General features: G+C 68.9%; 22 protein-coding genes. 14 read left to right on the top strand and 8 right to left on the bottom strand.

The window, feature by feature from the left end:
• Positions 1-22 precede the first annotated feature (22 nt).
• Entirely contained in the window at positions 23-502 is a 480-nt protein-coding gene (locus tag C457_RS05685; protein ID WP_008092748.1) for a PUA domain-containing protein, read from the bottom strand.
• 119 nt (positions 503-621) lie between these two features.
• Here C457_RS05685 and C457_RS20430 point away from each other — a divergent pair, with 119 nt between their 5' ends.
• Complete coding sequence (locus C457_RS20430; protein WP_008092747.1) at positions 622-789, top strand: hypothetical protein; 168 nt, start codon at positions 622-624, stop codon at positions 787-789.
• Between the two features lie 88 nt (positions 790-877).
• Positions 878-1,792, top strand: a complete 915-nt coding sequence (locus tag C457_RS05680; RefSeq protein WP_008092746.1) for a DUF7847 domain-containing protein — start codon at positions 878-880, stop codon at positions 1,790-1,792.
• Positions 1,793-1,804: 12 nt separating this feature from the next.
• Here the strand turns inward: C457_RS05680 and C457_RS05675 are convergent, their stop codons facing one another.
• A complete protein-coding gene (locus tag C457_RS05675; protein ID WP_008092745.1) occupies positions 1,805-2,302 on the bottom strand; it encodes a LabA-like NYN domain-containing protein in 498 nt (165 codons plus the stop codon).
• 397 nt (positions 2,303-2,699) lie between these two features.
• Here C457_RS05675 and dapA point away from each other — a divergent pair, with 397 nt between their 5' ends.
• The 11 genes from dapA to psmA all read left to right on the top strand — a co-directional run bounded on the left by dapA (position 2,700) and on the right by psmA (position 11,677).
• Positions 2,700-3,617 carry a 4-hydroxy-tetrahydrodipicolinate synthase gene (dapA, locus tag C457_RS05670; RefSeq protein ID WP_008092744.1) on the top strand — a complete coding sequence of 306 codons (918 nt, stop codon included), beginning with the start codon at positions 2,700-2,702 and terminating at the stop codon, positions 3,615-3,617.
• Positions 3,614-4,375 (top strand): 4-hydroxy-tetrahydrodipicolinate reductase, encoded by a 762-nt coding sequence (dapB, locus tag C457_RS05665; RefSeq protein ID WP_008092742.1) that lies wholly within the window; start codon positions 3,614-3,616, stop codon positions 4,373-4,375. Before dapA ends, dapB begins: the two co-directional genes overlap by 4 nt.
• Complete coding sequence (locus C457_RS05660) at positions 4,372-5,214, top strand: 2,3,4,5-tetrahydropyridine-2,6-dicarboxylate N-succinyltransferase (protein ID WP_004977509.1); 843 nt, start codon at positions 4,372-4,374, stop codon at positions 5,212-5,214. The genes dapB and C457_RS05660 overlap by 4 nt, the downstream gene beginning before the upstream one ends.
• Complete coding sequence (gene lysA, locus C457_RS05655; protein WP_008092739.1) at positions 5,211-6,458, top strand: diaminopimelate decarboxylase; 1,248 nt, start codon at positions 5,211-5,213, stop codon at positions 6,456-6,458. The genes C457_RS05660 and lysA overlap by 4 nt, the downstream gene beginning before the upstream one ends.
• A 20-nt stretch (positions 6,459-6,478) precedes the next feature.
• On the top strand, positions 6,479-7,345 hold the full coding sequence (gene dapF / locus C457_RS05650) for a diaminopimelate epimerase (RefSeq protein ID WP_008092738.1): 867 nt from the start codon (positions 6,479-6,481) through the stop codon (positions 7,343-7,345).
• Positions 7,342-8,439, top strand: a complete 1,098-nt coding sequence (locus tag C457_RS05645; RefSeq protein WP_008092736.1) for a M20 family metallopeptidase — start codon at positions 7,342-7,344, stop codon at positions 8,437-8,439. Before dapF ends, C457_RS05645 begins: the two co-directional genes overlap by 4 nt.
• A gap of 50 nt (positions 8,440-8,489) precedes the next feature.
• Positions 8,490-9,044, top strand: a complete 555-nt coding sequence (locus C457_RS05640; RefSeq protein ID WP_008092734.1) for a BGTF surface domain-containing protein — start codon at positions 8,490-8,492, stop codon at positions 9,042-9,044.
• Between the two features lie 73 nt (positions 9,045-9,117).
• Positions 9,118-9,813, top strand: coding sequence for an RNase P subunit p30 family protein (locus C457_RS05635; protein ID WP_008092732.1), 696 nt, complete (start codon positions 9,118-9,120; stop codon positions 9,811-9,813).
• Positions 9,797-10,423, top strand: a complete 627-nt coding sequence (locus C457_RS05630) for a class I SAM-dependent methyltransferase (RefSeq protein WP_008092730.1) — start codon at positions 9,797-9,799, stop codon at positions 10,421-10,423. Before C457_RS05635 ends, C457_RS05630 begins: the two co-directional genes overlap by 17 nt.
• Before the next feature lie 9 nt (positions 10,424-10,432).
• A complete protein-coding gene (locus C457_RS05625; protein ID WP_008092728.1) occupies positions 10,433-10,912 on the top strand; it encodes an Rpp14/Pop5 family protein in 480 nt (159 codons plus the stop codon).
• A 6-nt stretch (positions 10,913-10,918) separates the two neighbouring features.
• On the top strand, positions 10,919-11,677 hold the full coding sequence (psmA, locus tag C457_RS05620) for an archaeal proteasome endopeptidase complex subunit alpha (protein WP_004977517.1): 759 nt from the start codon (positions 10,919-10,921) through the stop codon (positions 11,675-11,677).
• A 234-nt stretch (positions 11,678-11,911) separates the two neighbouring features.
• Here psmA and C457_RS05615 read toward each other — a convergent pair whose 3' ends face one another.
• From C457_RS05615 to purH, 6 genes are all read right to left on the bottom strand, one after another.
• Entirely contained in the window at positions 11,912-12,265 is a 354-nt protein-coding gene (locus C457_RS05615) for a helix-turn-helix transcriptional regulator (protein WP_004977518.1), read from the bottom strand.
• Between the two features lie 25 nt (positions 12,266-12,290).
• Entirely contained in the window at positions 12,291-13,043 is a 753-nt protein-coding gene (locus C457_RS05610; RefSeq protein ID WP_008092726.1) for an NRDE family protein, read from the bottom strand.
• 111 nt (positions 13,044-13,154) lie between these two features.
• Positions 13,155-13,352, bottom strand: a complete 198-nt coding sequence (locus C457_RS05605; RefSeq protein WP_008092724.1) for a hypothetical protein — start codon at positions 13,350-13,352, stop codon at positions 13,155-13,157.
• 67 nt (positions 13,353-13,419) lie between these two features.
• Positions 13,420-15,897 carry a dihydropteroate synthase gene (folP, locus tag C457_RS05600; protein ID WP_008092721.1) on the bottom strand — a complete coding sequence of 826 codons (2,478 nt, stop codon included), beginning with the start codon at positions 15,895-15,897 and terminating at the stop codon, positions 13,420-13,422.
• Positions 15,898-16,054: 157 nt separating this feature from the next.
• Positions 16,055-16,480, bottom strand: coding sequence for a universal stress protein (locus tag C457_RS05595; RefSeq protein WP_004977521.1), 426 nt, complete (start codon positions 16,478-16,480; stop codon positions 16,055-16,057).
• A gap of 347 nt (positions 16,481-16,827) precedes the next feature.
• The gene (gene purH, locus C457_RS05590) at positions 16,828-18,405 is read right to left on the bottom strand and encodes a bifunctional phosphoribosylaminoimidazolecarboxamide formyltransferase/IMP cyclohydrolase (protein WP_008092718.1); all 1,578 of its coding nucleotides are present in this window, start codon (positions 18,403-18,405) and stop codon (positions 16,828-16,830) included.
• 189 nt (positions 18,406-18,594) lie between these two features.
• Between purH and purB the strand changes: the two genes are divergently transcribed.
• Positions 18,595-19,986, top strand: a complete 1,392-nt coding sequence (gene purB / locus C457_RS05585) for an adenylosuccinate lyase (RefSeq protein WP_008092716.1) — start codon at positions 18,595-18,597, stop codon at positions 19,984-19,986.
• The last annotated feature ends 148 nt before the right edge of the window (positions 19,987-20,134 follow it).

Raw genomic sequence — 20,134 nt, 5'->3', positions numbered from 1 at the left:
GCCCGGGTTCCCCGGTTTTACCTCATTCTTCGTCCGCGCCCTCGCGGACGCGAACCGCCATCCCCGTCTGGAAGTCGAGCATCGCGTCCGCGGAGAGTTCCGCGCGACCGACGCCCAGCAGGTCGCCGTCGGGGCCGACGACGCACACCTCGTCGCCCGAGCGAACCGCCGGGTCGGCGGCGGTGACGAACTTGGCGAACGCGTTCTTGCCGTCGCTGACGAACGGGACCGACTCGTCGCCGACGCGGACGACGTAGGCGTCGCCGCCGAGGGCGTCGTAGAGGCGGCGGCCGCCGGCGACGCCGAGGGTGAACCGCCCGTCGGTGCCGTAGGAGGTGACGCGGTCGCCCTCGACGTACACCTGTCGCGGGCGGCCGCTGCGCGAGCGCGAGAGTTCGATGTCCGCCTCGGCCGGGAACAGCGCGTCGCCCGCGCCGGCCCCGAACTGGTAGTCGGCGACGACCCGGAGGTCGTCCAAATCGGTCGCGTGGCCTTCGGTCATACCCCGTCGTTCGCCCCGCCGGCTAAAGTGGGTCGCGGTCCCGTCCGACCGCGTGTACCGGGTTAGCACGCACGTTCGAGACGGAAAGCCCTAAGTACGGGACAGACCCCCGTCGGAGTATGTCTGTGGACGTTCGACTCGCCGCCGTGGGGACTGTGCTGCTGCTCGCGAGCAGTATGCTTCTCACGCAGACGGCGCTCGACTGGCGGCTCCCGACGGTGCTCGCCGCCATCGCGGCGCTCGGCGCGGTCGCCACCGTCGCCCGACTGGCGACGCCAACGGCCTGACACGCCGCTCGCGGGCTCGGCCGCGACCCCAGTACGCCGCCGTCTCGACCCACCCGTTTTACGTATTATCGCATCGACACGTCGAGGTATGGCCGCGATCAACTCCCTCCAGACAGCCCTCCGAGGCATCCGGTCGAACCCCGTGTTGTTCCTCGCCGGGCTCGCCTTAGGTCTCGTCACGCTCCCGCAACTCGCCACGCAGTTGGCGCAGATACCCATCGTCCCGACCGCCCTGATGGCGGTGACGTTCTTCGTCACGCCGTTCGTCGCCGCCGGCCTCTACGGGATGGCCGACGAGGCGGTCGACAGCGGGGGTTCGACCTCGCTGTCGACCCTGACCGACGTCGGCCGCGAGAAGTACGTCCCGATGCTCCTCGCGAACATCGTCCAACTCGGCATCGTCATCGCCTTCGGTATCGTGTTCCTCATCGTCGCGGTCGTCATGGCCATCTCGCTCGGCCTCGGCGGCCTCGCCGCCGGCGGTGGTGACGTCTCCAACTTCGCTCTCGGCGGCGGCTTCCTCGTCGGCCTCGCCGTGCTCGGCCTCATCGGGCTGGCGTACTTCGTCGTCATCTTCCTCGTTCAGTTCTACCCTGTCGCGGTCGTCGTCGGCGACAAGGGCGCAATCGAGTCGTTCGGCGAGAGCTACCGACTCGTCCGGAACAACATCGTCCCCTCGCTCGGCTACTCGGTCATCCGGTTCGTCGTCGGCCTCGTCATCAGCATCCCCGTCACGGGATTCATCGTCTTTCGGACGTTCCAGAACGTCCAGCAGGTACAGGACGCGGCGACTCCCGCGGCGGCGCAGGCGGGCCTCGGATTCTCGCCGGCCGAAATCGCCGCCATCGCCGCCATCTCGATGGCGACGCAGATGGTTCTGGCGACGTTCCAGTACGTCTACGCGGTCGCCTTCTTCGAGGCGCACGACTCGGGGTCGAACGGACCGGCCGGAACGGCCGGCCCGGACATCGACGGCGACTCGGTGATTCCGCAGTTCGAATAATCGCCCCGCGACCTACAGCAGGAACGTCTCTTTTCGTTCGGAGAGGTCGATGAACGTGTCCGCCGCCTCGACGAGTTCGTCCGCGGTGGACTCCTTGAACGCCATCACCTCGACGCGGACGCCCTCGTGGCGGAGGTGGGTACAGAGCCGCTCGAAGTCGCCGTCCCCCGAACAGAGGACGACCGTGTCCACGTGGTCGGCGAGGCTGACCGCGTCGAGCGCGATGCCGAGGTCCCAGTCGGCCTTCTTCGAGCCGTCGCCGAACGTCTTGATGTCCTTGATTTTCGTCTCGAAACCGATGTCGACGAGTGCATCGAAAAAACTCACCTCGTCGGGCGAGTCCGCTCGGATGACGTAGGCGATGGCGCGGGTGAGCGCGCGGCCCGCCGTTCCCTTCTTGAGGAGCGACGAGTAGTCGATGTTCCGCGAGTACAGACTCTGTGCCGTATGGTAGAGGTTCTGCGCGTCGGCGAGGATGGCGACGCGCTGGTTGGGGTGAATCTCGGTCATTCGTACGACGCTTGGGCGGCGCGGGCTAATAACCGTCCGGGGAGACGGGGGTGCGGCGGACGGGTGTCCACCTCGGTGACCGAAAACCGGACGGAGAGCGCCCCAAAGCCGCCGGAGGCGGGCCGTCGAGGTCCGGCAGGTCCTGCAGACGACGCAAGTTATATTACGCTTCCAGCACCTGCATCCGGTGTGAACGACGCGACGCGGCCCTCGGAGGTCACCACATCCTCGACAGCGTCGCCGTCGCGTGCCGCTTTCTTTTCGAAAAAACGTGCGTACTGAATCGCTCGTTGCGGGAGTAGCGACCCCGTCTCGGGCGGCCTTCGGCTGACGCACGTTCCGGTCACACGACCGATACCGACCTTCCCACGACCGTCACCACACCCATCACCGACACATGACATCATTCGACTTCCGCGGCGTCTATCCCGCGATGACCACGCCGTTCCACGACGACGGCAGTATCGACTTCGAACAGTTCCAGGCCGACGTGCGACGCCTCGAAGAAGCCGGCGTCGACGGCATCGTCCCCGTCGGCTCGACCGGCGAATCGGCGACGCTCACCCACGACGAACACGTCGAGGTCGTCGAGGCGGCCGTCGAGGCCGTCGAGGACGTGCCCGTCGTCGCCGGGTCCGGGTCGAACTCGACCCGCGAGGCGCTCGAACTCTCCCGGCGCTCCGCCGACGCCGGGGCCGATGCGTTGCTTCTCATCTCGCCGTACTACAACAAGCCCGAGCAGGCCGGCCTCGTCGAGCACTACCGGACCATCGCCGACGAAATCGACCTGCCCCAGATCGTCTACAACGTCCCCGGTCGCACCGGGAGCAACATCCTGCCCGAGACGGCCGCGACGCTCGCCGAGCACCCGAACATCACCGCCTACAAGGCCGCCAGCGGCGACCTCGGACAGATTTCGGAGGTCGTCGAGCGGACCCGAGACGAGCAGTTCGCGGTGCTGTCGGGTGACGACGCGCTCACGCTCCCGATTCTCTCGGTCGGCGGCGTCGGAGCCATCTCGGTCACGGCGAACGTCGAACCCGCGCGCGTCGGCGCGATGGTCCACTCGGCGCTGCAGGGCGACTACGAGCGCGCCCGGGACATCCACCACGACCTCGCCCCGCTGAACCGCCACCTGTTCTCCGAGACGAACCCCATCCCGGTCAAGGAGGCCATGGAGATTCGGGGCTACGGCCCGGCGCGCCTGCGCCCGCCGCTCACCCGCCTCACCGAGGAGAACACCGAGGAACTGCGCCGCCTGCTGTCCGACCTCGAAGCCGAACAGGCGATTCCGGACGGGGGTGCTGCCGAGTGACGGTCTCTCTCGGCGTCACCGGCGCGACCGGCCGCATGGGCGGGGAAGTCCTCGCCGCGGCCGCCGACCGCGACGACCTCGCTGTCGCCTTCGCGGTCAGTCGCTCGCCCGGCGACGAGGTCGAGGGCGTCGCCGTCGAGGACGCGGCCGACTTCGCCGACCTGCTCGCTTCGCACGACCCCGACGTCGTGGTCGACTTCACCGGTCCGGGTTCCTGCATCGAATACGCGTCGGCCTGCGCGGAGGCGGGCGTCGGCTTCGTCACCGGGACGACCGGGCTGAGCGAGGGCGGCTTCGACGCGCTCCGCGAGTCCGCATCGGAGGTCCCGGTGCTGTACGCCTCGAACTTCTCGCGCGGCATCGCGGCGCTCCGCCGGGCCGTCCGCGAGGCGGTTCCCGCCCTCGACGGCTACGACATCGAACTCACGGAGACGCACCACAACGCCAAGCGCGACGCCCCGAGCGGGACGGCGCTGACTATCCTTGACGATATCGACGATGTGCGTGGCGAGTCCGAGCGCGTCCACGGCCGCGAGGGCGAAGCGCCCCGGTCCGAGGGCGAAGTCGGCGTCCACGCTCGCCGGGCGGGGGATATTGCCGGTGAGCACGAGGTATTACTGGCTGGAAATCACGAGTCTCTTTCACTCACGCACCGCGCGGGGTCGCGGGGGGTCTTCGCCGCTGGCGCACTCGACGCCGCGACGTGGCTCGCCGACCGCGACGCCGGGTGGTACGACTTCACCGAGGTACTCGAATGAACCTGGAATCCGACGTACGAGACCTGTGGCAGCGATACAATGACGGCGACGTCGACGCCGAATCGGCGACCGTCGACGAACTCGACACGCTCGACGCGTTCCTCGACGCCCTCGAAGCGGGCGAGGTGCGCGCCGCCGAGAAGACCGGCTCCGACGTGACCTCGTGGGAGGCCAACGAGTGGGTCAAGCGGGGCATCCTGCTCAACTTCGGCCTGCGCGAGACGCTCGCCCGCGAGTACGGCGACGTCCGCTACCACGACGTGCTCCCCCTGCGCGACACCGAGGACCTCGGCGAGCGCGGCACGCGCAACACCCCGGACGGCACCGCCATCCGCCGCGGCGCGTACCTCGGCTCCGACTGCATCATGATGAGTCCCTCGTTCGTGAACGTCGGCGCGCACGTCGGCGACGGCACGCTCGTGGACTCCTGTGACACCGTCGGCTCCTGCGCGCAAATCGGCGCGAACGTCAAGCTCGGCGCGAACACGCTCATCGGCGGCGTGCTCGAACCCGTCGAGGACGCCCCGGTCGTCGTCGAAGACGGCGCGGCGCTCGGCGCGGGCTGTCGAGTCACCTCCGGCTTCGTCGTCGGCGAGAACTCCATCGTCGGCGAGAACACGCTTCTGACGCCCCGAATCCCCGTCTACGACCTCGTGGACGAGGAGATTTACTACGGCCACCTGCCCGCGAACCGCCGCGCCTTCACGCGTTTCGTGGAGTCGTCGCTCGGCGACCACGACCTGTTCGCCGGCGGCGCGTACAAGCCCGCGGTCGTCGCCCTCGACATCGAGGACGACACCCTCGACGCGACCCGTCGGGAGGAGGCGCTGCGCGAATGAGCGGCGGCGGGCCGGCCGTCCGGCGGCTCTCGGACTGGGACCGCGAGCACCTGCTGTCGCTCGCCGACGAGTTCGGCTCGCCGCTGTACGTGACCGACCTCCGTCGCGTCCGCGAGAACTGTCACCGACTCCGCGAGGCGTTCCCCGAGGCGCACGTCAGCTACGCCGTCAAGGCCCACGCCGGGCGCGCGGTGCTCGAAACCGTCCGCGAGGCCGCCGTCGACGCCGAGTGCGCCTCCGCGGGCGAGGTCGAGCGCGCCCTCGACGCCGGCTTCCCCGGCGAGCGCGTCCGCTACACGGCGGTCAACCCGCCGGACGCCGACCTCGACCACGTCGTCTCACGGTGGGAGTCGAACCCCGAGATGACCGTCACGGTCGGCGCGGCGGACACTATCGACCGCCTGCGCGAGCGCGGCTTCGACGGTCGGCTCTGCCTCCGGGCGAACCCCGGCGTCGGCGCGGGCCACCACGAGAAGGTCACGACCGGCGGCCACGCGAAGTTCGGCATCCCCATCGACCGCGTCCCCGACATCGCCGCCGACGCGCGCGACGAGTTCGACCTCGTCGGCGTCCACGCCCACGCGGGAAGCGGCATCTCCGGCGACGACCTCTCGGCGCACCGCGAGTTGGTCCGCCGGATGGGCGACCTCGCCCGCGAGGTCGGCGACCTCGAATTCGTCGACGTGGGCGGCGGCTTCGGCGTCCCCTACCGCGAGGACGAACCGCCGCTCGACCTCGACGCCGTCGCCGACGCGACCCGCGAGGCGCTCGGCGAGGTGGACGCACAACTCGCAATTGAACCCGGCCGCTACGTCGTCGCCGACGCGGGCGTCCTCCTCTCGCGGGTCAACACCGTGAAAGAGGCCCCCGAAACGACCGTCGTCGGCATCGACGCTGGTATGACGACCCTGCTCCGACCGGCGATGTACGACGCGTACCACGCGATTTCGAACCTCTCTCGGCCCGACGCCGACCCGGTTTCGACCATCGTCGCGGGCCCCGTCTGCGAGACGAGCGACGTGTTCGCCGACGGCCGCGAACTCCCCGACCCCGAGCGCGGCGACTGTCTCGCGCTCGGCAACGCGGGGGCGTACGGCTACGAGATGGCGAGCACCTACAACTCTCGTCCGCGCCCCCCGGAAGTCGTCCTCGACGCCGACGGCCACCGACTGGCCCGCCGGCGCGAGACCCTCGACGACGTCACCGCACTCGAACGAACCGCATCCGAGCACATCCCCAACTGACCAAGCACCAACACAGAATCATGAGCGTACTCAACACCGTTCCCTTCGAAAAGTTCCACGGCACTGGAAACGACTTCTTCGTCGTCGACGCAGACGACCCGGTCCCGGACCGACCCGCCTTCGCCCGCACCCACTGCGACCGCGAGGCCGGAATCACCCTGAACGAGAGCGAACGCCGCGGCGCAGACGGCGTCCTGTTCCTCGCGCTCGAATCGCGCTACGACCCGCCGCGGGTCGTCATGACCCTCGTCCAGCCCGACGGCTCCGTCGCCGCCATGTGCGGCAACGGCGCTCGCGTCGCGGCCGCGTGGGCCGCCGAGCGGACCGGCACGAACGAAGTCATGATAGACACGCCCGCCGGCACCCGCCGCGCGAGCCTCGACGGCACCGACGTGACCGTCGAGATGGGCGCGCCCTCGTTTGCGCCCCGCGACGTACCGCTCGCGTCCGACGACGAACTCGTCGACACCGAAGTCGAGGGACTGACCGTCACGGCCGTCAACACGGGCGTACCCCACGCCGTCGCCTTCGTCGACGACGTGGACGACGTGGACCTCGAATCGGTCGCGCCGGCGGTCCGTCACGCACCGGTGTTCACCGAGGGCGCGAACGTCACGCTCGCCTCCCCCGACGGCGAGGGCGGCTTCCGCCAACGCACCTTCGAGCGCGGCGTCGAAGGCGAGACGCAGTCCTGCGGCACCGGCGCGGTCGCCGTCGTCGCGGCCGCGAAGCGCCTCGGGCACGTCTCCGGTGACGACCCCGTAACCGTCACCCCGCCGGGCGGCGCGCTCTCCGTGACCGTCCCCGACGAGGGCTCCGCGCTCCTCGGCGGCCCGGCCGTCTACGAGGGCGACGGCGAAGCCGACATCGTCTTCCGCGAGCGATGAGCGGCGACGCCGACGGGTTCGACCCCGTGGCGTTCCTCGAACGGGCCGTCCCCGTCGCGTCGAACGACGACGTGGGCGAGATGCGCGACCTGCTGGTCGAGACGCTCGAAGCCGAGGGCGTCGACCCGACCGTGGACGACGCCGGCAACACCGTCGCCTCGAAGGGAGCGGCGGAGCCGGCGACGCACCTCGTCCTCAACACGCACATCGACACCGTCTCGCCGCACGTCCCGTACGACCGCGACGAGGGCGTCATCCACGGCCGCGGCTCCTGCGATGCCAAGGGCCCACTCGCGGCCCTGCTTTCAGCGTTCTTCGCCGCCGACCCCGGCCCCGGCGCCCGAGTGACGCTCGCCATCACGCCCGACGAGGAGCTCCTCTCGACGGGCGCGGCCCAACTCGACCTCGACGGCGACATGTACATCGTCGGCGAGCCGACCGGCCTCGACGTCTGTACGGCCGCGAAGGGCCGGTTCGAGGGAACGGTGTCGCTGTCGGGTGTCGCCGCGCACGCGGCCGAACCGCAGTCGGGCGTCAACGCCGTGGACGCGCTCGCACCGGCCCTCGACGCGCTCCGGTCGTTCGACGACGACCGCGAGGCGCACCCCGACCTCGGTCCGGCGACGCTGACGCCGACGATGGTCGACGGCGGGGCGAACTCGAATCAGGTGCCCGCGGACTGCCGACTCGTGGTCGACCGTCGGAGCGTCCCGCCGGAGACGGCCGAGGGCTTCCGCGAGGAACTCGAATCGACGCTCCGGGCCGCCGTGCCCGACGACGTTGGCGTCGACTTCGCGCTCACGGAGCGCCCGACCCCGTTTCTCGAAGCGTTCGCGACCGACCCCGACCACGAACTCGTGACGTCGCTCGCCGCGGCCTCCCGAGACGCCGGCGGGCGGGCGGACGTCCGGCCCTTCACGGCCGCGACCGAGGCCTCCTACTTCTCGCCCGCGCCCGTCGTCGTCTTCGGTCCCGGCGACCTCGCCGACGACGAGGGCGCGGTCGCGCACGCCGACAGAGAGTACGTGCGCACCGACGACGTGCGAACCGCGGCCGCCGCGCTCCGCGCCGCCGTCGCCGCGCTCACCGCCTAACTGTTAATTAATCAAAACGTACTTGTTGTCCGAACGATACGTTTCGGACGATGCGCCCTCCCCACCTCGTCGTCGTCCTCCTCGTCGTGGTCGCGCTCTCGCTTCCGGGAGCTGTCGCCGCCGACGGCACCGTTATCGACCACTCCGGCGAGGGACTCACTCTCGACGCGGCCGATGGCGAGCACATCCACGGTTCGACCCCGTTCGAGTCCGGGACGCTCATCGGCGTCCGCGTGCAGTCCGTCGGTGACACCCACTCGTTCCTCGTTTCGAGGATCGTCCGCGTCGGCGAAAACGGCACGTTCGACGTGACGTTCGACCTCTCGGGGCTGTCCCAGCTCCGCGGCGGACCGGTTCAAGTCTCGATTCGCCACAACCAGCAGGCCATCTACCAAGAAAACGCCACGCTCGTGACGTACGACATGCCCGGTGACTCGACGCTCACGCCCGACATCGAGACCTCGGAGGCGACGACCGAAACGGCCCCGCCGTCGACGGCGACGACGACCGATTCGCTGTCCGGGTTCGAGGTACCCGGCTTCGGCGTCGGTGCGGGCGTCGCCGCGCTCTGCCTCGCGTCGCTCGCTGCGTACGCCCGGTTCTGACAGTCCGTCGCCCGCCCTCGCGCCGGAGCTCCGGAACGCAACGCCCTTTTCCCACCCGTTCCTGTGTCGGCGTATGTACGAGGCGGTCTACGCACACCCCGACGGCGAGAGCACGGCCAGCCGCGCCGCCGTCGCCGCCGGTCGGTACGACTACGACGGCGTCGTCGTCCGCGCGCTCGACGCCAGCCCCGACTACGACCGCCTGCGCGACGACCTCGACGTGGACCTCGTCGACGCCGTCGAAATCGACGCGTCGAACCCGGAACGCGCCAGCGGCGCGGTCGGGAACTACCGCCCGCAGCGCGAACTGCTCATCCTCCGCGGCGGCACGAACGCGCTCAACCGCTTCGCCGTCGAACAGCCGCGAGTGGACGTGCTCTCGCGTCCGATGGACGGCGACGGCAACTTCAATCACGTCCTCGCCAAGGCCGCCCGCGACAACGGCGTCCGCGTGGAGTTCGACTTCGGACCCGTGCTTCGAAGCGACGGAGGGACTCGCGTACAGGCGATTTCGGCCCTCCGGAAGCTCCGCGAACTCGTCGAGTACTACGACGCGCCCTACGTCGTCTCCGCGACCCCGTCGTCGCACCTCCACCTGCGGAGCCCCCGCGAGCTGGCGGGGCTGGGCGAGGTCATCGGCTTCGACCGCGAGCAGGTGCTCGACGGCCTCCGAGAGTGGGGCCGTCTCGCGGCGCGCAACCGCGAGCGCATGTCCGAGTCGTTCATAGCCCCCGGCGTCAAACGGGGACGGTATGAAGAAGACGATTGAGGAACACGCCGCCCGCTTTTCCCACATCGCCGCGGAGTACGACGATTCGCAAGACAGCGATGAGTACCGCGCGTGCGTCTCGCTCGTCGTCCACTACGCCGACCCCTCCCCCGAGGACGTGGTCCTCGACCTCGGCACCGGCACGGGCGCTATCGCCCTCGCGCTCGCCCCCGACGCGAAGCGCGTCGTCGGCCGCGACATCAGCGAGGGGATGCTCGAACAGGCCCGCGCCAAGGCCGCCGAAGTCGGCATCGAGAACGTCGAGTTCGGCGAGGGCCGGTTCCGCGAACCGAACGTGGGCGAGGACGAGCAGGTTGACATCGTGGTCACGAACTTCGCCATGCACCACCTCTCCGACGAGGAGAAACGCGAGGCCATCGGCGCCATCGCCGACCTCGAACCGCGGCGGTTCGTCCTCGGCGACGTGATGTTCTTCGGGACGCCCGACCCCGACGAGCCGTTTTACTCGCCCGAGGTGGACGACCCCGCGACTGTCGGCTTCCTCGCCGACGCGCTCACGGACGCCGGGTTCGTCCTCACGGCCGTCGAGTCCGTCCACGAGCAGGTGGGCGTCCTCGTCGCCGAGCGAGCGCCGACCGCCGACGAGTGAACTGAGCCGATGAAACACCTGCCCAAACACCTCCGGCCGCGGCGGCGGTACCTCGCCGTCGAAATCGAGACGTGGCCCGACGCCGACCTCGGCCGCGGGCCGTTCCAGCGCGAACTCTGGTACGCCGCCCAGAACCTCTACGGCGACGCCGGGAGCGCCGACGCCGACCTGACCGTCCTCGGATTCGACTACGCCGACGGCATCGCCGAGACTATCGTCCGCGCCCGTCGCGGTCACGTCGAAGACGCCCGGGCCGCGCTCGCCTGCATCGACGCGGTCGGCGGCGACCCCGTCGGGGTGAGAGTGCGAGGCGTCTCGGGGACAGTGCGTGCCTGTTCGGAAAGGTATTTACACGGCCGGGCCGGAATTTCCGAGGAGAGAACCGTCGTGTTCGAGAACGAATCCCGAACCGCCGTCGTCCGCGACTCACTCTTGGACGTCGGCGGTCCGGACGGGTTCACGGGCGCGACGCAACTCGATTTCGAGTGATATTCCATGCAGGGACAAGCGCAACAACAGGCGTACGACCGCGGGATTACGATCTTCTCGCCGGATGGTCGACTCTATCAGGTCGAATACGCTCGTGAGGCCGTCAAGCGCGGCACCGCGAGCATCGGCGTGCGAACGCCCGAGGGCGTCGTCCTCGCGGCGGACAAGCGCTCTCGCTCGCCGCTGATGGAGCCGACGAGCGTCGAGAAGATTCACAAGGCGGACGACCACATCGGCATCGCGAGCGCCGGCCACGTCGCCGACGCCCGTCAGCTCATCGACTTCGCCCGCCGCCAGTCGCAGGTAAACCGCCTCCGCTACGGCGAACCCATCGGCATCGAGACGCTGACCAAGGAAGTCACCGACCACATCCAGCAGTACACGCAGGTCGGCGGCGCGCGCCCGTTCGGCGTCGCGCTCCTCATCGGCGGCGTCGAAAACGGCACCCCCCGCCTCTACGAGACGGACCCCTCGGGGACTCCCTACGAGTGGAAGGCCGTCTCCATCGGGGCCGACCGCGGCGACCACCAAGAGCACCTCGAAGAGAACTTCCGCGACGACCTGACCCTCGACGAGGGTATCGAACTCGCGCTCGAAGCCATCGGCTCGACCAGCGAGGAGGGCACCTCGCCCGACGGCGTCGACGTGGCGACCGTCTCCGCGGAGACGGAGCGCTTCGTCGAGCTGTCTAACGACGAAATCGAGAGCTACCTCGAAGCCAACGACCTGTTGGCGACCGAGGACGACGAACAGACCGAAGAGTAAACCGCGTCCCGCGGTTCCCGTTCTCGCGCGTTCTTCTTCGACTCCCATCCCCCGAGCGACTGCGCCGTCTGCTCGGACGCGGCGGGCAGAGCGGTCACGTCGCTCACGGTCGCTCACGGGTGCAAGCGAGACGCTGGATGGGATGAAAACAGACCCGAACGGAACGAAAACGGACCGGAAACAGAATCGGGAAAGCGGTCGTCTATCGGGTTCTCGAACGAGACCGCGGTCGTCTCAGTACTCCTCGTAGGCGAGGTTCATGAGCCACTGCGAGAAGGCGTTGCTGTTGGCGTTGATCTCTTCTTCACCGATGAGCGGCGAGAGCATGTCGCCCGCCATCAGCATCGAGAAGCTGAGGTCGCGCGCGGCGGGCTCGAGGTAGTAGGTGGTGTGGCCGTTGTAGACGGTCTCGGTTCGCTTGATGAGTCCGAGCGACTCCAGCACCTCGGCGATGCGGCTCCCCTTCCGGGAGGAGATGTCGAGTTCTTTCCAGAAGTCGCTCTGGTGGATGCCGCCCGACTCGCGGATGAGTTCCAGTCCCGCGTGCTCGTCGGAAGAAAGGTCTTGCTCGGCTTCGCTCGCGCTCATACCACCTACACGTCGTGCGAGCGGTTTAATCCTGACGTTCGACCGGTTCGAAGGCGGTCTGACACGGCGGGCCGTCGGCGAATTCGTACGCGAATTCCGCCTCACCGAGCGTGATGACCGACGACGAGCGCGTGCCGAACCGACCCTCCGGGTCGTGAACGCAGACGCCGAAGTCGTGGTCGCCCAGCGCCGCCTTCGCCCGCTCGCGCCACGCCGTTACCGACTCGTCGGGCTCGGGCTGAAGCGCCTCCTCCAATCGCCGGGCGTTGTCGGCCTGCCGCTCGCCCACCGCGGGCCGTCGTTCGGGGACGAACCACGACTCGGGCGTGCCGACGTTGACGACGACGCGGACGCCGGGGTCGAAGTTCCGCACCGACAGGCTCCCGTCCCACTCGAAGAACAGCGCGGCGTTCTCGTCGGCGACGACGAGGTTGAAGCCGTCGTAGGTGTGGTCGTCGACCGCGCGTTCGACGAACCGGGCGGCGCCCTCGGCGGTCTCACGGCGGAGCGCGTCGCGGACGAGATGCCCCCGCGAACGCTCGCCGCCGCCCGCGACTTCGACCCAGCGGTTGGTGATGCCGACGAAGACGCCGGCGTCGTTGTAGCCGACCCACGTCCCGCCCGCCTCGGCGTCCCGCGGGGCGACGATTGCGGGACCGTCGCCGTCGTCCCACCGCCGTGGCGGTTCGGCGGGCCTGCCGAGTTGCTCGTCGCGGTTGGCGGCGACGACGACCGGCGCGTCTTCGAACACCTGCCACGCGAGGATGAGTGTGCACACGAGAAGAGAGTAGGCACTCGGCGCAGAAAAACACCGGCTCCGACTGCTGTCCCCGCCTCCGGCTCCCGGTCCGGCACCTGATTCGGCTCCCGAACGACCGGGAGACGCCACTCACTCGTCGGACCGCTCGTCGAGTTTCGTTTCCAGTTCCGCCACTCGGCGTTCGAGGTCCCGCCGCGGTTCGAGCATCCGCGAGGCGAGCGCGTTCGCGGCGAGACCGCCGACGGGGAAGAGTATCAACAGGAGGGGAACCGCGACGACCAGCACGTGTGGGAACTCCGTCGAGAGCCAGTACGGGAGGAGGGACATACGCGAGACTAATCAAATGTGTGACAAGAATTTGTCGGAGCACGGGACCTGAGCCGGCAGCGGTGTCTCAGTCTTCGCTCTCGGGGCCGTCTTCGAACCGACTCGGGTCCCGCGAGGCGAGCGCAACGTTCACGGCCGCGACGTTCTCCGGCACGTCGTGGACGCGGACGATGTCGGCCCCGCGGTCGGCGGCGATGGCCGTGCCCGCGACGGTCGCCGCGAGGTTGTCGCCCGGCTCTTCGCCGACGAGCGAGAACATCGACTTGTGGGAGTGGCCGACGAGAATCGGACAGCCGAGCGCGGCGAACTCGTCGGCGCGCCCGAGGAGTTCGAAGTTCTCGGCCTTCGACTTCCCGAAGCCGAGGCCGGGGTCGACGATGAGGTTCCGCCGCGGGATGCCCGCCTTCTCGGCGAGTAACACCAGTTCGGTCAGTTCGTCGATGACGTCCTCGACCACGTCGTCGTAGTCGACCTCGCGGGACGGGTCGACCGGCGCGTCGATGCTGTGCATCACGATGACGGGCGTGTCGCGCTCGGCCGCGAGAAAGCGCATCTCGGGGTCTTCGAGGCCGGTCACGTCGTTGAGGATGTCCGCGCCGGCGTCGAGGGCGGCCTCGCCGACGGCCGCCTTCCGGGTGTCGACCGAGACGAGCACGTCGAGGTCGGCGATGGCCTCGATGACGGGCGCGACGCGGCGAACCTCCTCGTCGACGGGGACCTCGTCCGCGCCGGGACGGGTGCTCTCGCCGCCCACGTCGATGATGTCCACGCCGGCGTCGACCATCGCCCGCGCCTGTTCGACGGCGTCGTCGATGTCGTAGAACTCCCCGCCGTCGTGGAAGCTGTTCGGCGTCACGTTCAGGATACCCATGACGGCCGTGCCGTCGTCCCACGGGTACTCGCCGGCGCCGTCGCGGTCGGTGCCGCTCGCGCCGACGCCGAGCGCCTCCCGAATCTCCGCTGCGACCCCCGCGAGCGCGTACGGCCGGGCTTCGAGGGCCGCCGTCAGTCGCTCGAACTGGTCGAGCGTCCCGGTCAGGACCACGTCGACGAGTTCGCCGCCGAACTCGTGGCCCGAGACGGCGCAGTCGCCGCCGACGGACAGCAGTTCCTCGCGGAGCACTCGGGCCTGTCGGCGCTGGACGCGGGTGTGGACCGTCCGGTCGACCGCCCGCTTCGCGCGCGCCCCCCGGTCGGCGGCGTCCGCGACGTTCGCGCGTTCGAGCGTCCGGCAGGCGTCGTCGAGGGTGCGGTGGGATTTCGGGACGACCGCCCGCGTCCACGTCGTGCGCGCCTCGGCGACGACGTACAGCGAGCCGACGACGAGCACGCAGTCGTCGGGGTCGGCGCGAGCGCGCGCCCGGTCGAGCGCCGAGGCGACCGCGCCGCCGGTCTCCACTTCGGGGCCGTCGAGACGCTCGAAGACGGACGACAGAATCTCGGGGTCTTCGCCCCGCGAGATATCCGCCTTACAGGTGACGACTGACGCGACCTCCGGGAGCGCTCCGACCATCTCGCTGTGGTCCTTGTCGTGCATCGCCCCGTAGACGAGGTGGAGGTCGTCGTAGTCGAACTCGTCGAGGACGGTGGCGACCTGCGCGCAGGCGTCGGGGTTGTGCGCGCCGTCGAGGACGACCGTCGGCTCCGTGCCCATGACCTCGAACCGACCCGGCCAGTGGGCGTTTCGGAGGCCGCGGTGAATCGCCTCATCACCGATGTCGGGGCGGACCTGCCGAGCCAGCGATACGGCGATACCGGCGTTTTGGGCCTGATACGCGCCCAAAAGCGGGATTCGAACGTCGAGCGTCTCGTCGTCGGTCTCGACGGTGACGGCGGCCTCCTGGTGGTTGACGCGGCCGCCGTAAGAGGCGCGAACGTCGGCGTCGGAGCCGGCGTCGCCGACGGTCAGCACGTCGCCGACCTCCTCGCGGATGACCGACAGCGCCTCGCCGGTCGCCCCGGTCACGAGCGGCGCGTCGGCGGGCGCGACTGCGGCTTTCGTCTTCGCGATTTCCGCGACGGTGTCGCCGAGGACGGCGGTGTGTTCGAGCGAGACGTTGGTGACGGCGCTGGCGACCGGGTCGACGGCGCTCGTCGCGTCGAGTTCGCCGCCCATCCCGACTTCGAGGACCGCCACGTCCACGTCCGCGCGGTCGAAGTACCACAGCGCGAGCGCGGTCACGGTCTCGAAAAAGGTCAGCGGCTCGCCGTCGGCGGCCCGCTCGACGAGGTACGGCTTTGCTTCGGCCACGAACGCCGACAGCGCGGCCTTCGGAATCTTCCGGCCGTCGACGCGGATTCGCTCCCGCACGTCGTCGAAGTGCGGTGAGGTGTAGAGGCCGACGTGCGCGCCCGACTCGCGCAGTATCGCGTCGACCATCCGGGCGGTGCTTCCTTTGCCGTTCGACCCCGCGACCTGCACAAACGACACGCCTTCGTGGGGGTCGCCGAGGTGAGAGAGCAACCGCTGAATCGACTCGGTCCCCGGCTTGACCTGAAACCGCCGGAGGTCGAAAAGGAAGTTCACCGCCTCGTGGTACTCCATACGCGTGAGAAACCGGACGGTGGGCTTAGGCCTAACGCTCCACGTCACTCCTGCGACACGACGCCGGTCGCCCGACAGCCCCGACCGCCACCGCCGCCATCGGCGACGCTCCGCGAGCGCCCCGGAGCGTCACCGGAGTGCGCTTAACGCGCCGGTTTCAGTCGATGTGGACGACGAGCACCGGGCGCTTGGCGTTCTCGATGACGCGCTCGGTGACGCTCCCGAGCGACGTGAGTTTGTCGCGACCGGTCCGCCCGTGGGTCCCCATCACGACCACGTCGACGTCGTGTTCGTCGGCGTAGTCGAGGATGACCCGGTGCGGCACGCCGTCGCGGATTGCGGTCGCCGTCGAGGCCTTCCCCTCGCATTTCTCGGCGCACCGCTCGACCGCCTGTACCGCGTCGTCGCGGAGCGACTGGATGACCGCGTCCTGTTGGTCGCCGCCGGCGGCGAGGTACACCCGCTGGTCGACGACCGACAGCACGTGAATCTTCGACTCCGCGTCGGCGAGTTCGAGCGCGTGTTCGACCGCCTGCATCGTCCCCTCGCTCCCGTCGGTCGGCACCAAGATGTGTTCGTACATACCTCTGTGTTCGCCTCGCCGACACTTGAAGGGACACCGTCGGTGTTAGGACGTGGGAACGGTCTCGGGAGGTCTGGAAGTGAGAGCGGAGATGCCCAGTCGTGTCTAAAATCGCGCGAGACTCGCACCGCTCGTCTCGCTGACTTCCGTCACTTCTTCACGCTGTTCAGTCGTGACGGAAGTATCGCGTCTGCGCTACGCGCGGCCACGAGTTTCCACCACTAATCGTGGCGGAAACACCGAAGCACTCCCTTCGGTCGTGCTTCGAGCTTTAGGCTCTCTTTCGCTCCGCTCAATCGTGCCTAAAGCACCGTGTCCGGGTTACACCCGGCCACGAGTTTCAGGCACTAATCGTGCCTGAAACACCGCTGCCCGGTGAAGACCATCGCAATCCCGCGCTCGTTGCAGGCCGCAATGACGTCCTCGTCGTTCACCGAGCCGCCGGGCTGGATGACCGCCTCGATACCCGCGTCGGCCGCCTTTTCCACGCCGTCCGGGAACGGGAAGAACGCGTCGGAGGCCATGACGGCACCCTGCGCGTCCTTGCCCTCGGCGTGTTCCTCGGCCTTCATCGCGGCGAGTTCGACCGCGTCGACGCGGGAGACCTGCCCCATGCCGACGCCGACCGTCTCGGTTCCCTTGGCGAAGAGGATGCCGTTGGACTTCACGTGCTTCAGCCCCTTCCACGCGAACAGCATCGTCTCCAACTGCTCGTCCGTGGGTTCGGTCTCGGTGACGACTTCGAGGTCCTCGAGCGTCGGCGTCCAGAGGTCGCGCTCCTGAACGAGCCGCCCGCCGACGAGCGCCTTCTCGGTGTAGGTCTCGGTGCGCTCGCCGAGGTCGCCCACATTGAGGACGCGAAGGTTCTTCTTCTCGGTCAGCACGTCGAGCGCGTCGTCGGTGTAGCCGGGCGCGACGACGACTTCTTTGAACGAGTCGATGATGAGTTCCGCCGTCTCGGCGTCGCACTCGCGGTTGAGCGCGACGATGCCGCCGAAGGCGCTCATCGGGTCGGTGGCGAGGGCGTCGGCGTAGGCTTCAGCGAGCGTGTCGGCGGTGGCACAGCCGGCGGGGTTCGTGTGCTTGATGACCGCCGCGGCGGGCTCGTCGAACTCCTTGATGATGTTCAGCGCGCCGTCGGCGTCGTTGTAGTTGTTGTACGAGAGTCCCTTCGCGCCCTCGTTGAGCTGGGGCGCGCCGACGACCGACGCCTCGTCGCACGTCTCGTCCACGTAGACCGCGGCGTCCTGATGGGGGTTCTCGCCGTATCGGAGTTCGTCGTAGCGGTCCTCGGAGGTGACGCGGCGCTCGGGCAACCCGGCGTCAACGTCGCCCTCGACGGTGACGGAATCGTCTTCGACCGTTACGCGGTCCTCGGCGAACCAGCGGACTGCGCGCGGGTAGGCCTTGAACTCGGCGTCGTAGAGGACGCGAGATTTGAGGTCATCCGCGTCGTCGTCGGTGTAGACCGGAACGGCCTCTTGCGTGACGATGGGGCCGGCGTCGACCTCCTCGTTGACGACGTGGACCGTACAGCCGGTCGTCTTGACGCCGGCGTCGAGCACCTGTTCGTGGGCGTCCATGCCGGGGAATGCGGGGAGCAACGACGGGTGGACGTTGAGCGTCGTCGGCGCGGCGTCGAGGAACGTCGAGGTGAGCACGCGCATGTAGCCGTCGAGGCAGACGAGGTCGAAGTCGTAGTCCGCGAGGACGTCGAGGATGCGCTCCTCGTGGGACTCGCGGGCCTCGTCGTCGCCGCGCTCGACGACTTCGCTGGGGATACCGTGTTCGTCCGCCCAGTCGAGGACGGGCGCGTCGGCGCTGTTCGAGACGACGACGCCGAGTTCCGCCCCGCCGGGGGCGCGGTCGGCGATGTTGCGAAGGTTTCGTCCGCGGTTGCTCGCGAGACCGGCGATGGTGACCATGTGAGAAAGGGGACTCGCGGCCCTCAAAGTGGTTGCGGTCCTCGACGGTAATATATGCTCGATTATGTATATATGCGACGACACGCAGCCGCAGAGTGCGTCTGAGTAGGCATACATGTGCGCAAGTATCGCCTCCGCGGCGGCGACGAACCCCCGGCGTTTAACCTCCCCCATCGTGACGACTCAGACATGACCGACGCCGACCGGCACGACCCGCTGTACGCGGTGTCCCCGCTCGACGGGCGATACGCCTCCCGAACCGCACCCCTCGCATCGCACGTGAGCGAGGCCGCCCTCATGCGCGCCCGCGTTGAAGTCGAAGCGGAGTACCTCCTCGCGCTCGCCGACCTCGACGCGACGCCGCTTTCGTTCTCCGAGAGCGAGCGCGCCGGCCTCCGGGCGCTCTACGAGGAGTTCGACGCCGACGACGCCGATCTCGTGAAACGACTCGAAGTCGAGGGCGCGGCGGGCTACTCGGCGACGAACCACGACGTGAAGGCCGTCGAGTACTTCATCCGCACCGAGACCGACGAGTCGGTCCACCCGTGGATTCACTTCGGCCTCACCTCCGAGGACGTGAACAACCTCGCCCAGCGCCTCATGGTGAAGGGCGCGGTCGAAGAGGTGCTCGTGCCCGAACTCCGCGACACGCGAGACGAACTCGTCTCGCTCGCACAGGAGTTCCGCGACGTGCCCATGCTCGCGCGAACCCACGGCCAACCCGCGACGCCGACGACGTTCGGCAAGGAGATGGCCGTCTACGCCGCTCGCCTCGGCCGGACGCTCGCCCGCGTCGAGGCCGCGTCCGACGACCTCGCCGGCAAACTCGCGGGCGCGTCGGGCGTCTACGCGGCTCACGTCGCCGCCTACCCCGGCGTTGACTGGCGGGCGTTCTCCCGCGAGTTCGTCGGGTCGCTCGGCCTCGAACACACCGCGCTCGCCACGCAGGTCAACCCCTGCGACGACCTCGCGGCGCTGTTCGACGCCGTCCGCGGCGTCAACAACGTCCTCGTCGATCTCGACCGCGACGCGTGGCTCTACGTCTCCGACCGCTATCTGGGACAGGAGGCCGTCGAGGGCGAGACCGGCTCGTCGACGATGCCGCACAAGGTCAACCCCATCGACTTCGAGAACTCCGAGGGCAACCTCTCGAAGGCCAACGCGGACCTGACGTTCCTCGCCGACTACGTGACGACCTCGCGCCTCCAGCGCGACCTCTCGGACTCCACGGTCAAGCGGAACATCGGCGCGGCGTTCGCCCACTGCCTCATCGGCTACAAGAAGACCCAGACTGGCCTCGGAAAGGTCGTCCCGAACGAGCAGGTCATGCGCGACGAACTCGACGACACGCCGGCCATCATCGGCGAGGCCGTCCAGACGATTCTCCGCCGCGAGGGCGACACGCAGGCCTACGAGCGAGTGAAGGAGCTCACCCGCGGCCGCGAAGTGACCCTCGACGACTTCCACGACCTGTTTGCGGAGCTCGACGTGGACGAGGGGACTCGCGAGGAACTGCTCGCGCTCACGCCCGCGACGTACGTCGGTCTCGCGGACGAACTCGTCGACGACATCGAGAACTGAACCGCCGGTCGGGCCGTCGAACCGTCGGGCCGTCACTCCGCCGAATCGACATGCTCTCTTTTCTGCGGTCGGTCGAACGCGTCGCTGAGTCGGGCGACCGTCAGGAGAAAACCGAGACCGCCTCAGAAGCCGACGGGCACGGGGTATC

This window comes from Haloferax prahovense DSM 18310 (genome assembly GCF_000336815.1).
GTDB classification, from domain to species: Archaea; Halobacteriota; Halobacteria; order Halobacteriales; family Haloferacaceae; genus Haloferax; species Haloferax prahovense.
This window is presented reverse-complemented; position numbering and strand designations above follow the sequence as displayed.

Coding starts and splice junctions, on each gene's coding strand:
- C457_RS05685 (WP_008092748.1), bottom strand. CDS start 502: ATGACCGAAGGCCACGCGACCGATTTGGACGACCTCCGGGTCGTCGCC.
- C457_RS20430 (WP_008092747.1), top strand. CDS start 622: ATGTCTGTGGACGTTCGACTCGCCGCCGTGGGGACTGTGCTGCTGCTC.
- C457_RS05680 (WP_008092746.1), top strand. CDS start 878: ATGGCCGCGATCAACTCCCTCCAGACAGCCCTCCGAGGCATCCGGTCG.
- C457_RS05675 (WP_008092745.1), bottom strand. CDS start 2,302: ATGACCGAGATTCACCCCAACCAGCGCGTCGCCATCCTCGCCGACGCG.
- dapA (WP_008092744.1), top strand. CDS start 2,700: ATGACATCATTCGACTTCCGCGGCGTCTATCCCGCGATGACCACGCCG.
- C457_RS05660 (WP_004977509.1), top strand. CDS start 4,372: ATGAACCTGGAATCCGACGTACGAGACCTGTGGCAGCGATACAATGAC.
- lysA (WP_008092739.1), top strand. CDS start 5,211: ATGAGCGGCGGCGGGCCGGCCGTCCGGCGGCTCTCGGACTGGGACCGC.
- dapF (WP_008092738.1), top strand. CDS start 6,479: ATGAGCGTACTCAACACCGTTCCCTTCGAAAAGTTCCACGGCACTGGA.
- C457_RS05645 (WP_008092736.1), top strand. CDS start 7,342: ATGAGCGGCGACGCCGACGGGTTCGACCCCGTGGCGTTCCTCGAACGG.
- C457_RS05640 (WP_008092734.1), top strand. CDS start 8,490: ATGCGCCCTCCCCACCTCGTCGTCGTCCTCCTCGTCGTGGTCGCGCTC.
- C457_RS05635 (WP_008092732.1), top strand. CDS start 9,118: ATGTACGAGGCGGTCTACGCACACCCCGACGGCGAGAGCACGGCCAGC.
- C457_RS05630 (WP_008092730.1), top strand. CDS start 9,797: ATGAAGAAGACGATTGAGGAACACGCCGCCCGCTTTTCCCACATCGCC.
- C457_RS05625 (WP_008092728.1), top strand. CDS start 10,433: ATGAAACACCTGCCCAAACACCTCCGGCCGCGGCGGCGGTACCTCGCC.
- psmA (WP_004977517.1), top strand. CDS start 10,919: ATGCAGGGACAAGCGCAACAACAGGCGTACGACCGCGGGATTACGATC.
- C457_RS05615 (WP_004977518.1), bottom strand. CDS start 12,265: ATGAGCGCGAGCGAAGCCGAGCAAGACCTTTCTTCCGACGAGCACGCG.
- C457_RS05605 (WP_008092724.1), bottom strand. CDS start 13,352: ATGTCCCTCCTCCCGTACTGGCTCTCGACGGAGTTCCCACACGTGCTG.
- folP (WP_008092721.1), bottom strand. CDS start 15,897: ATGGAGTACCACGAGGCGGTGAACTTCCTTTTCGACCTCCGGCGGTTT.
- C457_RS05595 (WP_004977521.1), bottom strand. CDS start 16,480: ATGTACGAACACATCTTGGTGCCGACCGACGGGAGCGAGGGGACGATG.
- purH (WP_008092718.1), bottom strand. CDS start 18,405: ATGGTCACCATCGCCGGTCTCGCGAGCAACCGCGGACGAAACCTTCGC.
- purB (WP_008092716.1), top strand. CDS start 18,595: ATGACCGACGCCGACCGGCACGACCCGCTGTACGCGGTGTCCCCGCTC.